Source organism: Microbacterium amylolyticum, assembly GCF_011046975.1.
Classification (GTDB): Bacteria; Actinomycetota; Actinomycetes; order Actinomycetales; family Microbacteriaceae; genus Microbacterium; species Microbacterium amylolyticum.
Window position 1 is genome coordinate 1,572,718 of record NZ_CP049253.1, and the last position, 14,846, is coordinate 1,587,563.

The 14,846-nt window shown below is 59.5% G+C and carries 12 protein-coding genes and 3 rRNA genes; 5 read left to right on the top strand and 10 right to left on the bottom strand.

Annotated elements, in window-relative coordinates; translation table 11 throughout:
- Nucleotides 1-9: 9 nt before the first annotated feature.
- Nucleotides 10-375, bottom strand: a complete 366-nt coding sequence (locus G6N81_RS07770) for a winged helix-turn-helix transcriptional regulator (RefSeq protein WP_165135255.1) — start codon at nt 373-375, stop codon at nt 10-12.
- A gap of 119 nt (nt 376-494) precedes the next feature.
- Between G6N81_RS07770 and G6N81_RS07775 the strand changes: the two genes are divergently transcribed.
- Nucleotides 495-1,139 carry an NAD(P)-dependent oxidoreductase gene (locus G6N81_RS07775; RefSeq protein WP_165135258.1) on the top strand — a complete coding sequence of 215 codons (645 nt, stop codon included), beginning with the start codon at nt 495-497 and terminating at the stop codon, nt 1,137-1,139.
- 67 nt (nt 1,140-1,206) lie between these two features.
- On the opposite strand, the gene G6N81_RS07780 is transcribed toward G6N81_RS07775, so the two are convergent.
- A complete protein-coding gene (locus tag G6N81_RS07780; protein ID WP_165135261.1) occupies nt 1,207-1,428 on the bottom strand; it encodes a hypothetical protein in 222 nt (73 codons plus the stop codon).
- A 195-nt stretch (nt 1,429-1,623) separates the two neighbouring features.
- Between G6N81_RS07780 and G6N81_RS12580 the strand changes: the two genes are divergently transcribed.
- The 3 genes from G6N81_RS12580 to G6N81_RS07795 all read left to right on the top strand — a co-directional run bounded on the left by G6N81_RS12580 (nt 1,624) and on the right by G6N81_RS07795 (nt 2,977).
- Nucleotides 1,624-1,929: a transposase gene (locus G6N81_RS12580; protein ID WP_206527854.1), complete on the top strand. Its 306-nt coding sequence runs from the start codon at nt 1,624-1,626 to the stop codon at nt 1,927-1,929.
- A 90-nt stretch (nt 1,930-2,019) separates the two neighbouring features.
- The gene (locus G6N81_RS07790) at nt 2,020-2,253 is read left to right on the top strand and encodes a hypothetical protein (RefSeq protein ID WP_165135264.1); all 234 of its coding nucleotides are present in this window, start codon (nt 2,020-2,022) and stop codon (nt 2,251-2,253) included.
- A gap of 145 nt (nt 2,254-2,398) precedes the next feature.
- The gene (locus G6N81_RS07795; protein WP_165135267.1) at nt 2,399-2,977 is read left to right on the top strand and encodes a CueP family metal-binding protein; all 579 of its coding nucleotides are present in this window, start codon (nt 2,399-2,401) and stop codon (nt 2,975-2,977) included.
- Here the strand turns inward: G6N81_RS07795 and G6N81_RS13005 are convergent.
- The 5 genes from G6N81_RS13005 to nrdH form a co-directional block, all read right to left on the bottom strand.
- Nucleotides 2,970-3,668, bottom strand: coding sequence for a hypothetical protein (locus G6N81_RS13005; protein WP_478335202.1), 699 nt, complete (start codon nt 3,666-3,668; stop codon nt 2,970-2,972). The genes G6N81_RS07795 and G6N81_RS13005 overlap by 8 nt on opposite strands.
- A 121-nt stretch (nt 3,669-3,789) precedes the next feature.
- Entirely contained in the window at nt 3,790-4,764 is a 975-nt protein-coding gene (gene nrdF, locus G6N81_RS07800) for a class 1b ribonucleoside-diphosphate reductase subunit beta (protein ID WP_165135270.1), read from the bottom strand.
- A gap of 28 nt (nt 4,765-4,792) precedes the next feature.
- Nucleotides 4,793-6,955: a class 1b ribonucleoside-diphosphate reductase subunit alpha gene (gene nrdE, locus G6N81_RS07805; RefSeq protein ID WP_165135273.1), complete on the bottom strand. Its 2,163-nt coding sequence runs from the start codon at nt 6,953-6,955 to the stop codon at nt 4,793-4,795.
- Nucleotides 6,937-7,389 carry a class Ib ribonucleoside-diphosphate reductase assembly flavoprotein NrdI gene (nrdI, locus tag G6N81_RS07810; RefSeq protein WP_241245135.1) on the bottom strand — a complete coding sequence of 151 codons (453 nt, stop codon included), beginning with the start codon at nt 7,387-7,389 and terminating at the stop codon, nt 6,937-6,939. The genes nrdE and nrdI overlap by 19 nt, the downstream gene beginning before the upstream one ends.
- 56 nt (nt 7,390-7,445) lie before the next feature.
- Nucleotides 7,446-7,679: a glutaredoxin-like protein NrdH gene (gene nrdH, locus G6N81_RS07815; RefSeq protein WP_165135279.1), complete on the bottom strand. Its 234-nt coding sequence runs from the start codon at nt 7,677-7,679 to the stop codon at nt 7,446-7,448.
- A 321-nt stretch (nt 7,680-8,000) separates the two neighbouring features.
- On the opposite strand from nrdH, the gene G6N81_RS07820 reads away from it, so the two are divergent.
- Nucleotides 8,001-9,152 (top strand): acyl-CoA dehydrogenase family protein, encoded by a 1,152-nt coding sequence (locus tag G6N81_RS07820; RefSeq protein ID WP_165135282.1) that lies wholly within the window; start codon nt 8,001-8,003, stop codon nt 9,150-9,152.
- 119 nt (nt 9,153-9,271) lie between these two features.
- On the opposite strand, the gene rrf is transcribed toward G6N81_RS07820, so the two are convergent.
- The 3 genes from rrf to G6N81_RS07835 all read right to left on the bottom strand — a co-directional run bounded on the left by rrf (nt 9,272) and on the right by G6N81_RS07835 (nt 14,496).
- A 5S ribosomal RNA gene (rrf, locus tag G6N81_RS07825) occupies nt 9,272-9,388 on the bottom strand.
- Nucleotides 9,389-9,530: 142 nt separating this feature from the next.
- A 23S ribosomal RNA gene (locus G6N81_RS07830) occupies nt 9,531-12,631 on the bottom strand.
- A 339-nt stretch (nt 12,632-12,970) separates the two neighbouring features.
- Nucleotides 12,971-14,496, bottom strand: a 16S ribosomal RNA gene (locus tag G6N81_RS07835).
- The 16S, 23S and 5S rRNA genes sit together here, the layout of an rRNA operon.
- Nucleotides 14,497-14,846 lie beyond the last annotated feature (350 nt).

A 14,846-nucleotide genomic window follows, 5' to 3' on the forward strand; every position in this document is an offset into this window, starting at 1 on the left:
GCCATTGTCCTACGAAGCGGTTTCGGCGTAACGTTCCCGCGCCTGGAGGATCGGGACCATGTGCTCGAAGGCCCAGTCTTCGAGCGCCTTGAGCGGCGTGCGCAGCGAATGACCTGCGGGCGTGAGCTCATAGTCGACGCGCACGGGAACGGCAGCCGTCACGGTACGGGTCACGAGTCCGTCCTGCTCGAGGCCGCGCAGGGTCTGAGTCAGCATTTTCTGCGAGATGCCGTCGACACGCTTCGTGATCTCGCTGAACCGCAGCGGGCGGTCGGCGAGGGCACCGACGACGAGGACCGTCCACCGGTCACCGATGCGATCGAGCACCCGGCGCGATGGGCAGTTGCGGTCGTAGGGGTTCCAGCCGTCGTTCATCAGACCTCCAGGTATCGAAAATACCACCAACGCACTTTTAGGTAACTTGTTCCTTCACACTTGCTAGTTACCTATAGTAAGTTACGCGCCCTTTTGGGCTGCCAACGAAAGGAACGTCTATGGCTCGCATCGTTATTCTCGGCGGATCTGGCTACGCCGGAACACACCTGATCACAGAGGCTGCGTCGCGCGGACACGACGTGACATCACTCAGCCGCTCCCTGCCCGCGGAGCAGCAGGAGAACGTCACGTACGTCGCCGGCTCGCTTCTCGACGCCGAGGTGCGTGCCGAGGTGTTGAAGAACGCCGATGTCGTCATCTCGGCCATCGCGCCCCGCGGAGACATGGCGGGCCAGACGCGCGCCGCTCTCGCAGAGCTCGCACACGACGCCGCAGCCGCCGGCGTGCGCATCGGCATCATCGGTGGTGCCGGTTCCCTGCAGGTCTCCCCCGGCGGCCCCCGCGTTGTCGATGGCCCCGACTTCCCTGACGCCTTTAAGCCCGAAGCGCTCGAAATGACGGCGGTTCTTGACGACCTGCGCGCGAGCGATGAGAGCCTCGACTGGTTCTTCATCAGCCCCGCAGGAGGCTTCGGCAGCTTCGCACCCGGGGAGAAGCTCGGAACGTTCCGCGTTGGCGGCGATGTTCTTCTCGTCGACGACGAGGGCAACTCCTTCATCTCCGGTGCCGACTTCGCCACCGCCATCATCGACGAGGTCGAAAAGCCGCAGCACTCCCGCGCCCGCTTCACCGTCGCGTACTGATCCCGTGCTCTCGCGGGAGGGGGAAGCACGCGATACCCCTCCCGCGAGACGCCGCCGTCAAGGCGCGCTAGCCAAGCTGCGAAAGTGAAATCTGCTCAACTGGCACGGCGAAGCAGATCCCGTGTGAGTCCTCGCCGTCGTAGATGATGTCCTTCAAACACGACATGACGGGCTTCACCTTCTCCTCCGGGAGGAGCATGATCAACGCGGTCTGGGCACCGGCGAACCTCGCCCCGAAGAACGTCTTTTTCGAACCGCTTCCGACTCCTCGCGCCGACAGCGCCGTCACTCCGGTGGCTCCGGCGTCCTCGACGAGAGAAATGGCCTTCTCTTACTGATCATCGGGAATGATGACGAATACGGCCTTCTGGGCCATCATGCCTCCATCGAAACAGCAGGTGTGGGTCGTGAGGAAGGGCGTGAGGAATGGATCGGTGACAACTGATCGTTAGCGTCGGGAGGCGCTGACGGGGAGGATGTCATCATGCCCGGTCCCTATCCCAGAGAGTTCCGCGAGGACGTTGTCGCGGTCGCTCGTCGCCGCGAGAGTGGCGTCACCATCAAGCAGATCGCAACTGATTTCGGGATCAGCGAAGCGACGCTCCAGAACTGGCTCCGCCAAGCCGATATCGAGGAAGGCAACCGTCCCGGTCAGACCGTGGGCGAAGCGGCGGAGATGCGGGAGCTGCGGCGCCGGAATCGTCTCCTTGAGCAAGAGAACGAGGTGCTCCGGAAGGCTGCGGCGTATTTGTCGCAGGCGAATCTGAAACTCAGTGGCTCCCCAAAATGACGTACCCGCTCGTATCTGTGCTCGCAGGCCGGGATTCTCTCGTCCGCGCAGCGCCGGCGCCGCGGGAAGAGCAAGAAGGCCGGGCCGCCCGTGTTCGATGACCACGTCCAGCGACAGTTCCGCGCTGACGCTCCGAACCGGCTCTGGCTGACCGATATCACGGAACATTGGACGAACGAAGGCGAGCTCTACTGCTGCGCGATCAAAGACGGGCGACCGGATGACCTCGAAGCTCGCCGTCGACGCCGCCAGGACCGCCTGGGCCGTTTGACCCCGGTCGAGTTCGAGACCATCATGAACACGACCGTCGCGCTGGCGGCGTGACTAGGAACTGTCACCTATCCGTGCAGCAGTCCCGGTCGGCGCGAAACGACTTGCGCGCCGACCCCAGCAACACCAACACACTGCACCGGTTGCGCACCCTTGACTGCTAAGGGAAGCCACCGGGCCTCGACTGAAAGACGACGCTATGAAGCGACTCACAATCCTTGCCGCGGCAGCTGCGGCAATCCTCTCTCTTACGCTGGCTGGGTGCTCTGCCCCGGATGCTGCAACGCCCGACACTCCCGGCACCGATCTGCTCGCCTCGCACAACCTGACCGACATGTCGGCGAGGGAGATCGTCGACACACTCGACCGAATGAACGTGAGCGACCGGCCTGCCGACTTGATCGCATCCGTGCAGCCCAATGCCCTCGTCCTGACCGACAACGTCACCGAAGTCTCCCTGGACATGCCGGATGACGTGACCTATGTCTCGGTTGCCCCCTTCGTTTCGCAAACACACGAGTGCTTCTACCACAGCCTCACGACCTGCCGAGGAGAACTCTCTGCGCAGCAAATCGAGGTGTGGTTCATCGACGATGCGACTGGCAACGTGATTCTCGAAGAAACCACGACCACGTTCGACAACGGGTTCGCTGGGTTCTGGCTCCCCCGCAACCTGAGCGGGACGATCGAGGTGACGTACGACGGGAAGACCGGCGAAACCCCGTTCTCGACCGCGAACGACGCCGCGACCTGCATCACCACGCTCCAACTCACGTGATTTTCGGGAGCCGCCCGATGAGACACGGCGACTCCCACCTGACAACACCGGGGCATCGAGTGACCGACGGCCTCGAGGCCGAGCTCGTCGAGGTCTTCCGGATGGTGAGTGTAGGAACTTCCATCCTCGGGGGACCTCGACGCCTATCCGGCCACCGCCCCGCCAACCCTGACGACACCCTCAACTGCGAAGAGCCGGCAATCTCTGCACGACGCCGCTTCGCGACGACCGCAGGCGGCTCCCACAGGCCAAGGGAAATTTTCGAGTGCATCGACGACAGCCACTTCCGGGCATCCGTCTTGGATACGAAAGTCAGTGCCTTGTCGTCGTCGGTTCGCGCGGTGTACATCTCGCCGTCTGGCGCCGGGTACCGTGCCTGCCAACGCCCGGACGGGAGCTTGCGCAGGCTCCCCCACGTCTCACGTCTCGTGCCGCGCATCATGCCCTCCCGTGGACTCGACTGGACGCGATTGGACGTTCGTCCCACTCCGTGCCACTCGATGCGGCGGGACACCAACATCCGCGTGTTTCTGCGGATCGCAGCGTGTTCACGGGCACTCGTACGGCACGAGGTGGCACGGCCCCGGCGGTGTGCCACCGCCGAATCTCGGCCTGCTGGCCTCCGCGCTTCCATGGGGAAGGTGCGCAGGTGCCATCCACGTGCCATCCACGTGACATTCCGAATGGACATTCCTGGTCATTTCTGTTCTCCTCTGTCTTCCAACAGAGGGCACGAGTAAGGCCCGAACCCGCGAGATTTCGCGGATCCGGGCCTCTGACCAGGCTTTCAGCCGGGGCTTCTCAGAAAACTTCTAGAAGTCCCAGTCGTCGTCTTCCGTTGCGACGGCCTTGCCGATCACATAGCTGGATCCCGAGCCGCTGAAGAAGTCGTGGTTCTCGTCGGCGTTGGGCGACAGCGCCGACAGGATAGCCGGGTTGACGTCGGTGACGCTCGAGGGGAACATCGCCTCGTAGCCCAGGTTCATCAGGGCCTTATTGGCGTTGTAGTGCAGGAACTTCTTGACGTCTTCAGTGAGACCAACGGCGTCGTAAAGGTCCTGTGTGTACTGCACCTCGTTGTCGTAGAGCTCGTACAGCAGCGAGAACGTGTAGTCCTTCATCTCGTCCTTCGCGGCCTGATCGAGCTTCTCCAGGCCCTTCTGGAACTTGTAGCCGATGTAGTAGCCGTGCACGGCCTCGTCGCGGATGATGAGGCGAATGAGGTCGGCGGTGTTGGTGAGCTTCGCGTGGCTCGACCAATACATGGGCAGATAGAACCCGGAGTAGAACAGGAAGCTCTCGAGCAGCGTCGACGCAACCTTGCGTTTGAGGGGGTCGTCTCCGCGGTAGTAGTCCATGACGATCTGAGCCTTCTTCTGAAGGTTCGGATTCTCCACGGACCACCGGAAGGCGGCGTCGATCTCGGGGGTGGACGCGAGTGTCGAGAAGATCGACGAGTAGCTCTTCGCGTGCACCGATTCCATGAACGCGATGTTCGTGTAGACGGCTTCTTCGTGCGGGGTCAGCGCATCGGGGATGAGCGACACGGCGCCAACCGTCGCCTGCACGGTGTCAAGGAGGGTGAGCCCCGTGAACACGCGCATGGTGAGCTGCTGCTCGTCATGCGTCAGCGTGTTCCACGACTGGATGTCGTTGGACAGCGGCACCTTCTCGGGCAGCCAGAAGTTGCTGGTGAGTCGGTTCCATACCTCGACGTCTTTATCGTCGTCGATGCGGTTCCAGTTGATGGCCTGGACGTGATCCAGGAGCTGAAGCTTCTCGGTCATTTTTTCCTCTAGATCCCTGGTCAGAGCACTAAAGCGTGCAGCTGACGCAGCCCTCCACCTCGGTGCCCTCGAGGGCCATCTGACGGAGGCGGATGTAGTAGATGGTCTTGATTCCCTTGCGCCACGCGTAGATCTGCGCGCGGTTGATGTCGCGCGTGGTGGCCGTGTCCGGGAAGAACAGCGTGAGCGAGAGGCCCTGGTCAACGTGCTGCGTTGCCGCGGCGTAGGTGTCGATGACCTTCTCGTAGCCGATCTCGTACGCGTCCTGGTAGAACTCCAGGTTGTCGTTCGTCATGAACGGCGCCGGGTAGTAGACGCGGCCGAGCTTGCCTTCCTTGCGGATCTCGATCTTCGAGGCGATCGGGTGAATCGATGCGGTCGAGTTGTTGATGTACGAGATCGACCCGGTCGGCGGAACCGCCTGCAGGTTCTGGTTGTACAGCCCGTCCTTCTGGATCGCGGCCTTCAGCTCGCGCCAGTCGTCCTGCGTCGGGATGTGGTGACCCGCGAAGAGCTGCTCGACACGCGGCGTGGCCGGCGTCCATTCCTGCTCGATGTACTTGTCGAAGAACTCACCCGATGCGTAAGTCGAGTCGGCGAAGCCCTCGAACGAGGTTCCACGTTCGCGCGCGATGTTGTTCGATGCGCGTAGCGCGTGGAACAGCACCGTGTAGAAGTAGATGTTCGTGAAGTCGACGCCCTCTTCGGAGCCGTAGTAGATGCGCTCGCGCGACAGGTAGCCGTGGAGGTTCATCTGGCCGAGGCCGATCGCGTGCGAACGGTCGTTGCCATCGGCGATCGACCGTACGGACTCAATGTTGCTCTGGTTGCTGACGGCCGTCAGCGCGCGCACAGCGGTCTCAACCGTCTGGCCCAAGCTCTCGGCGTCCATCGCCAGCGCGATGTTCAACGAGCCGAGGTTGCAGCTGATGTCCTTGCCGATCTGGTCGTAGGACAGGTCGACGTTCAGCGTTGTCGGGGTGTTGACCTGCAGGATCTCGCTGCAGAGGTTCGACATGTTGATGCGACCCTTGATCGGGTTCGCCGCGTTGACGGTGTCCTCGAACATCACGTACGGGTAGCCGGACTCGAACTGAATCTCAGCGAGCGTCTGGAAGAACGTACGCGCGTTGATCTTCGTCTTCTTAATGCGCGGGTCGTCGACCATCTCGCGGTACTTCTCGGTGACCGAGATGTCGCCGAAGGGCACACCATAGACACGCTCGACGTCGTACGGCGAGAACAGGTACATGTCCTCATCGTTCTTGGCCAGCTCGAACGTGATATCGGGAACGACAACGCCCAGCGACAGCGTCTTGATACGGATCTTCTCGTCGGCGTTCTCACGCTTGGTGTCGAGGAATCGCATGATGTCGGGGTGGTGGGCGTTGAGGTACACCGCACCGGCCCCCTGGCGCGCGCCAAGCTGGTTGGCGTAGCTGAAGGAGTCTTCCAGCAGCTTCATCACGGGCAGAATGCCGCTGGACTGGTTCTCGATCTGCTTGATCGGCGCACCCGACTCGCGGATGTTCGACAGCAGGAGCGCAACGCCGCCGCCGCGCTTGGACAGCTGCAGGGCCGAGTTGATGCCGCGGGCAATCGACTCCATGTTGTCTTCAATGCGCAGCAGGAAGCAGCTGACGAGCTCGCCGCGCTGTGCCTTGCCGGCATTGAGGAAGGTGGGCGTTGCGGGCTGGAAGCGACCGGCGATGATCTCGTCGACGAGGTTCCACGCCAGCTTCTCGTCACCGTCCGCGAGCGCGAGGGCGGTCATGACGACGCGGTCCTCGAAGCGCTCCAGGTAACGCTTGCCGTCGAAGGTCTTCAGCGTGTAGCTGGTGTAGTACTTGAACGCGCCGAGGAAGGTTTCGAATCGGAACTTCTTGCCATAGGCGAAGTCGTTGAGCTTCTCGATGAACGCGAAGTCATACTGCTCGATGACGGCGCCCTCGTAATACTCCTTCTCGACGAGATAGTCGAGACGCTCGCGCAGGGAGTGGAAGAACACCGTGTTCTGGTTGACGTGCTGCAGGAAGTACTCCCGCGCGGCCCGCTTGTCGGCCTCGAACTGGATCTTCCCGTCCGCGTCGTACAGGTTGAGCATGGCGTTCAGGGAGTGATAGTCGAGTCCCTCGAACGCAGGGTCGTGCTTGAAGTCGAGCTGCTGGACGGTCACTGCCGTGTCCACCATGATTCCAATCCGTCGCTCACGCGAGCCACATCGTCTGGTGTGCCAAAAAGTTCAACCCTGTCCAAGTGCGGCACCTGGCACTTGTGACTGATGATGTCGCCGGCGATGCAGTACGCCTCGCCGAAGTTGGTATTTCCTGTTGACACAACCCCGCGGATCCACGCGCGGTTCCGCTCGTCATTCAGGAAGCGGATGACCTGCTTGGGAACTGCCCCCTGCCCGTTGCCCCCACCGTAGGTGGGAAGGACAAGGACGTACGGCTCATGAACCTCAAGCTGTTCGTCGTGTCGGTGAAGTGGGATCTGTTTGGCGCGGAAACCGAGCTTTTCCACAAACCGCGCGGTATTTCCCGAGACGCTCGAAAAGAAAACGATCAGCGGGACGCGACGCGACAGCCGGGGCGCTGATCCTGTTGCGGCATCGGCGCTGACCATCGTCATCGGGGCGGCGGCTGTCGTTGACATGGCGCCTCCTCCGAATCAGTGGTGTTTCACGCGAGACGTGAGGCCAGTTCGTTGATCTTGTCCGGGCGGAAGCCCGACCAGTGGTCCTCGTCGGCGATGACAACGGGGGCCTGCAGGTAGCCGAGCGACTTGACCTGCTCGAGAGCGGCGGCATCTTCCGTCACGTCGGTGACCTGGTACTCGATGCCCTTCGCGTCCAAGGCGCGGTACGTCGCGTTGCACTGCACGCACGATGGCTTGCTGTAGACGGTAATCGACATGTTTTCCCCTCCAGGACAAGTAACTGCTCCGGCGTCGCACTGCCGGGACCTCAATACTACATATAGTGATGCCGAACGGGGAGCACCACTAGGGGTAGTAGTTACACTCGTGTCGTTTTCCACCGTTCTCCACAGAGTTATGCACCGATTCGTGCACAGGCGATGATGCCCGCAGCCCCGCGCGTGACCTGCGGAAAACCGCCCGGGGAGGGAAGTTCTCCACAGGTCCCACGGTAGTGACCACCCCTGACATTCGAAGCGCTGTGCGTCCGCTGATCGCCTGCGCCCCGGCGTGTCTTCCTCGGCCGTAGGCTGGCGGTCATGAGCACGACGTTCACCCCCTCGGATCACCTGCCAGATGCCCTTCTCGAGCGCATTCGCTCCCGCGCTGCGCAGGTTGATCGTGACAATGTTTTCCCCGAGCACGACCTCATCGAGCTGCGCGAGGCGGGCTATTTGCGCATCCTCGTCCCCGAGGAGCGAGGAGGAGCAGGGCTCTCCCTGGAACAGGCCTCTGTGCTCCAACAGCGCCTCGCCACGGCCGCGCCGGCCACCGCGCTGGCAGTGAACATGCACCTCGTGTGGACGGCGGTTGCGCTGATCCTCCACAATCGCGGCGACGACAGCCTGTTATTCCTTCAGGACGAGGCCGCGCGCGGAGAGGTGTTTGCCTTCGGGATCAGCGAGCCCGGAAACGACCTCATGCTCTTCGGAAGCGATACGCAGGCGGCGCCGACAGGCGATGGCGGGTACGCCTTCACCGGCACGAAGATCTTCACGTCACTCTCTCCCGTGTGGACGCGGCTTGGCGTACACGGTCTCGACAGCGCCTCCGAGGACCGCGACATGATCGTGTTCGCCTTCATCGAGCGCAGCGAAGCGATCACCGCACGAGATGACTGGGACACGATCGGAATGCGCGGAACACAGAGCCGCACAACCGATCTTGCCGGCGCCGTTGCGGCGGCCGATCGTGTGGTCCGCCGAGTGGACCCCGGTCCGGGCCCCGATGCCATGCAGTTCGCCATCTTCGCGGCGTTTACGCTCCTCATCGCGTCTGTGTACACCGGTCTTGCCGAACGCGCGATCGCGCTCGCGGGCGAGGCTGCACGAGCGCGAATATCGAAGAAGTCGGGACTGACGCGCGCCGAGGATCCCGTTGTGAGAAGCCGCGTGGGAGCGATGGTCATCACGCACGATGCTCTTCCGCTGCAGTTGTCGGCGCTCAGCCGCGATATCGACGCGGGCGTTGATCACGGCGCACGGTGGTTCTCGTTGCTCTCGGGCATGAAGGACCGCGCCGTGACCGCTGCGCAGAAGGTCGTCGACGATGCCGTGATCGTTGCCGGCGGCGGCGCGTTCCGCAACGGCAGCGAGCTCGCCCGGCTCTCCCGTGATGTTCGCGCGGGAATCTTCCACCCCACGTCCCCCGACGCTGCGCGGCAGACAGCAGCAGCATCCGTGTTGGGGTAACGCGGCTCCGGACGGTGACGCGAAGCGTCTCTGCGCGAATGCGCGGAGTCGGTTCGCGGCACCTTCCGGGAATGCAAAAAGGCCACCCAGCATTGGGTGGCCTTCTTGTTTTACGTTAAGTCCGGCGGTGTCCTACTCTCCCACACAGTCCCCCATGCAGTACCATCGGCGCTGAGAGGCTTAGCTTCCGGGTTCGGAATGTAACCGGGCGTTTCCCTCTCGCTATAACCGCCGAAACACTCATCAACCAACCCAAAACGGGCGGTAAACCTATGTTTCGAACAGCGAATCACTATTCAAATATCAACAGGCCCCAGAACGGTGAAACCGTACTCTGAGAACCACAAAGTGGACGCGTACACCCGCAGAAGGTGAAATGTTATCAAGTCATCGGCTTATTAGTACCAGTCAGCTACACACATTACTGTGCTTCCACATCTGGCCTATCAACCCAGTAGTCTGCTGGGAGCCTCTCGGACCGAAGTCCATGGAAGTCTCATCTTGAGGCCGGCTTCCCGCTTAGATGCTTTCAGCGGTTATCCATCCCGAACGTAGCCAACCAGCCATGCTCCTGGCGGAACAACTGGCACACCAGAGGTTCGTCCAACCCGGTCCTCTCGTACTAGGGTCAGATCCTCTCAAACTTCCTACGCGCGCAGCGGATAGGGACCGAACTGTCTCACGACGTTCTAAACCCAGCTCGCGTACCGCTTTAATGGGCGAACAGCCCAACCCTTGGGACCTACTCCAGCCCCAGGATGCGACGAGCCGACATCGAGGTGCCAAACCATGCCGTCGATATGGACTCTTGGGCAAGATCAGCCTGTTATCCCCGAGGTACCTTTTATCCGTTGAGCGACAGCGCTTCCACAAGCCACTGCCGGATCACTAGTCCCGACTTTCGTCCCTGCTCGACCTGTCAGTCTCACAGTCAAGCTCCCTTGTGCACTTACACTCGCCACCTGATTGCCAACCAGGTTGAGGGAACCTTTGGGCGCCTCCGTTACTCTTTGGGAGGCAACCGCCCCAGTTAAACTACCCACCAGGCACTGTCCCTGAACCGGATTACGGTCCGAAGTTAGATGTCCCAAATGACCAGAGTGGTATTTCAACAACGACTCCACACACACTAGCGTGAATGCTTCACAGTCTCCCACCTATCCTACACAAGCCATACAGAACACCAATACCAAGCTATAGTAAAGGTCACGGGGTCTTTCCGTCCTGCTGCGCGTAACGAGCATCTTTACTCGTAATGCAATTTCGCCGAGTTCGTGGTTGAGACAGTTGGGGAATCGTTACGCCATTCGTGCAGGTCGGAACTTACCCGACAAGGAATTTCGCTACCTTAGGATGGTTATAGTTACCACCGCCGTTTACCGGGGCTTAAATTCTGAGCTTCACCTTACGGTTAACCCGTCCTCTTAACCTTCCGGCACCGGGCAGGCGTCAGTCCGTATACATCGTCTTGCAACTTAGCACGGACCTGTGTTTTTAATAAACAGTCGTTCCCCACTGGTCTCTGCGGCCCACACACGCTTTCAGAGCAAGTCCTATACGCGCTGGGCGCCCCTTCTCCCGAAGTTACGGGGCCATTTTGCCGAGTTCCTTAACCACGATTATCTCGATCTCCTTGGTATTCTCTACCTGACCACCTGAGTCGGTTTGGGGTACGGGCAGCTAGAACCTCGCGTCGATGCTTTTCTCGGCAGCATAGGATCACCCACTTATCCTCATCACATCTCAGCCATCACGAGAGACGGATTTGCCTATCTCTCGGCCTACATGCTTGAACCAGGACAACCATCGCCTGGCATGGGCTACCTTCCTGCGTCACACCTGTTAATACGCTAACCGCACCAGCATGGGGTCGTGCGCTCCACCTCCCGGTGTCACCCGAAGGCAACGATAGAAGGTTTCGGGCACTTAGCACCACTGGATTAGCTTGGGCGGTTCTTCGCCGGTACGGGAATATCAACCCGTTGTCCATCGACTACGCCTGTCGGCCTCGCCTTAGGTCCCGACTTACCCAGGGAAGATTAGCTTGACCCTGGAACCCTTGGTCTTTCGGAGGACACGTTTCTCGCGTGTCATTCGCTACTCATGCCTGCATTCTCACTCGTGTGCCGTCCACGGCTGGATCACTCCGCCGCTTCACCCAGCACACGACGCTCTCCTACCCATCAACACGACTGGACCACGAAGGCCTATCGCATGTGTCAATGCCACAACTTCGGTGGCGTGCTTGAGCCCCGCTACATTGTCGGCGCGGAATCACTTGACCAGTGAGCTATTACGCACTCTTTCAAGGGTGGCTGCTTCTAAGCCAACCTCCTGGTTGTCTAAGCAACTCCACATCCTTTCCCACTTAGCACGCGCTTAGGGACCTTAGATGGTGGTCTGGGTTGTTTCCCTCTCGACGATGAAGCTTATCCCCCACCGTCTCACTGCTGCGCTCTCACTTACCGGCATTCGGAGTTTGGCTGACGTCAGTAACCTTTTGGGGCCCATCGGCCATCCAGTAGCTCTACCTCCGGCAAGAAACACGCAACGCTGCACCTAAATGCATTTCGGAGAGAACCAGCTATCACGAAGTTTGATTGGCCTTTCACCCCTATCCACAGCTCATCCCCTCAGTTTTCAACCTAAGTGGGTTCGGTCCTCCACGACGTCTTACCGTCGCTTCAACCTGGCCATGGATAGATCACTTCGCTTCGGGTCTAGAACACGCGACTCGATCGCCCTATTCAGACTCGCTTTCGCTACGGCTACCCCACTCGGGTTAACCTCGCCACGTATCACTAACTCGCAGGCTCATTCTTCAAAAGGCACGCTGTCACCCCTCAATGGGAGCTCCAACGGTTTGTAAGCAAACGGTTTCAGGTACTATTTCACTCCCCTCCCGGGGTACTTTTCACCTTTCCCTCACGGTACTTGTCCGCTATCGGTCATCTGGAAGTATTTAGGCTTATCAGGTGGTCCTGACAGATTCACACCGGATTTCACGGGCCCGGTGCTACTTGGGATACCTTCCACCGCAGAACACGCATGTCGACTACGAGACTCGCACTCTCTCTGGTCAGGCATTCAAACCTGTTCGTCTATACGCTTCTGTACGATCAAAACCACGGCAGCGATTTTAGGTAGGTCCCACAACCCCGAACGTGCAACGCCTGCCGGCTATCACACACGCTCGGTTTAGCCTCATCCGCTTTCGCTCGCCACTACTCACGGAATCACTTTTGTTTTCTCTTCCTGTGGGTACTGAGATGTTTCACTTCCCCACGTTCCCTCTACCCGCCCTATATATTCAGACGGGAGTCACTGGGATACGTAAACGCACCCAGCGGGGTTTCCCCATTCGGAAATCCTCGGATCACAGCCCGCTTATCGGCTCCCCAAGGCTTATCGCAGATTGCTACGTCCTTCTTCGGCTCCAGATGCCAAGGCATCCACCGTTTGCTCTTAAAGACTTGAAATCACATGAGTCACACAAAACAAAAGCCTTGTGTGTTCGCTTTCTTTAAGATGCTCGCGTCCACTGTGTAGTTCTCAAAGTACGGTCGCACCCACGCATCCACCACAAAGGCTTCAACACAGGGCGGAAAGCTGCAGTCAAACGACTGAGCCTTCAGGACCCAACAACGTGCACGCGCCCCCACCACACAACGACCCCGTTCCGACCAGCAAGCTGGTGTACTAAAAATCGCCCCGCAGAAGAGACGCCCTGTCAAATGTTCCACCCATGAGCAAACCCCTCCGAAGACATTCGCTCCGAACGAGGCTCTGGACACCCGAAAGTGTCAGAAGCTCCTTAGAAAGGAGGTGATCCAGCCGCACCTTCCGGTACGGCTACCTTGTTACGACTTAGTCCTAATTACCGATCCCACCTTCGACAGCTCCCTCCCAAAAGGGTTAGGCCACCGGCTTCAGGTGTTACCGACTTTCATGACTTGACGGGCGGTGTGTACAAGACCCGGGAACGTATTCACCGCAGCGTTGCTGATCTGCGATTACTAGCGACTCCGACTTCATGTAGTCGAGTTGCAGACTACAATCCGAACTGGGACCGGCTTTTTGGGATTCGCTCCACCTCGCGGTATCGCAGCCCATTGTACCGGCCATTGTAGCATGCGTGAAGCCCAAGACATAAGGGGCATGATGATTTGACGTCATCCCCACCTTCCTCCGAGTTGACCCCGGCAGTATTCCATGAGTTCCCACCATAACGTGCTGGCAACATAGAACGAGGGTTGCGCTCGTTGCGGGACTTAACCCAACATCTCACGACACGAGCTGACGACAACCATGCACCACCTGTATACCGACCACAAGGGGGCGACTGTCTCCAGCCGTTTCCGGTATATGTCAAGCCTTGGTAAGGTTCTTCGCGTTGCATCGAATTAATCCGCATGCTCCGCCGCTTGTGCGGGTCCCCGTCAATTCCTTTGAGTTTTAGCCTTGCGGCCGTACTCCCCAGGCGGGGAACTTAATGCGTTAGCTGCGTCACGGAGACCGTGGAAAGGCCCCCACAACTAGTTCCCAACGTTTACGGAGTGGACTACCAGGGTATCTAAGCCTGTTTGCTCCCCACTCTTTCGCTCCTCAGCGTCAGTTACGGCCCAGAGATCTGCCTTCGCCATCGGTGTTCCTCCTGATATCTGCGCATTCCACCGCTACACCAGGAATTCCAATCTCCCCTACCGCACTCTAGTCTGCCCGTACCCACTGCAGGCTGGAGGTTGAGCCTCCAGTTTTCACAGCAGACGCGACAAACCGCCTACGAGCTCTTTACGCCCAATAATTCCGGATAACGCTTGCGCCCTACGTATTACCGCGGCTGCTGGCACGTAGTTAGCCGGCGCTTTTTCTGCAGGTACCGTCACCCGAAGGCTTCTTCCCTACTAAAAGAGGTTTACAACCCGAAGGCCGTCGTCCCTCACGCGGCGTTGCTGCATCAGGCTTGCGCCCATTGTGCAATATTCCCCACTGCTGCCTCCCGTAGGAGTCTGGGCCGTGTCTCAGTCCCAGTGTGGCCGGTCACCCTCTCAGGCCGGCTACCCGTCGACGCCTTGGTGAGCCATTACCTCACCAACTAGCTGATAGGCCGCGAGCCCCTCCCGAACCGAAATTCTTTCCCACCAGAAGCGATGCCGCTCTGGTTCGTATCCGGTATTAGACGCCGTTTCCAGCGCTTATCCCAGAGTTCGGGGCAGGTTGCTCACGTGTTACTCACCCGTTCGCCACTAATCCACTCCAGCAAGCTGGAGCTTCATCGTTCGACTTGCATGTGTTAAGCACGCCGCCAGCGTTCATCCTGAGCCAGGATCAAACTCTCCATAAAGAAAAGATGCATACCACCGCGGGAAAACGCGGAAGCAGCGAGTTTGAACTGACCATATAAATAGATGTCATTACTGACATCAAATGATCCAAAGGAATTCTCAAACACCCACAAAGTGAGTGCCGAGGATAATTTGGCATTTGACAAGTGCACGCTGTTGAGTTCTCAAGGATCAGACGCTCCCAGCCCCGACTCTTCCAAGCCGGCCCTCTGGGGCAACTTCTCTATCTTATCCGAAGCGATTCTCTCTGTCAAATCCGACACGCCGTAAGTTTCAAAGAAACCCAACAACTTGACGAATCAGAACCAGCAGAACCGAATCGGCGACAAGAAACTAACTTACTCGCTCT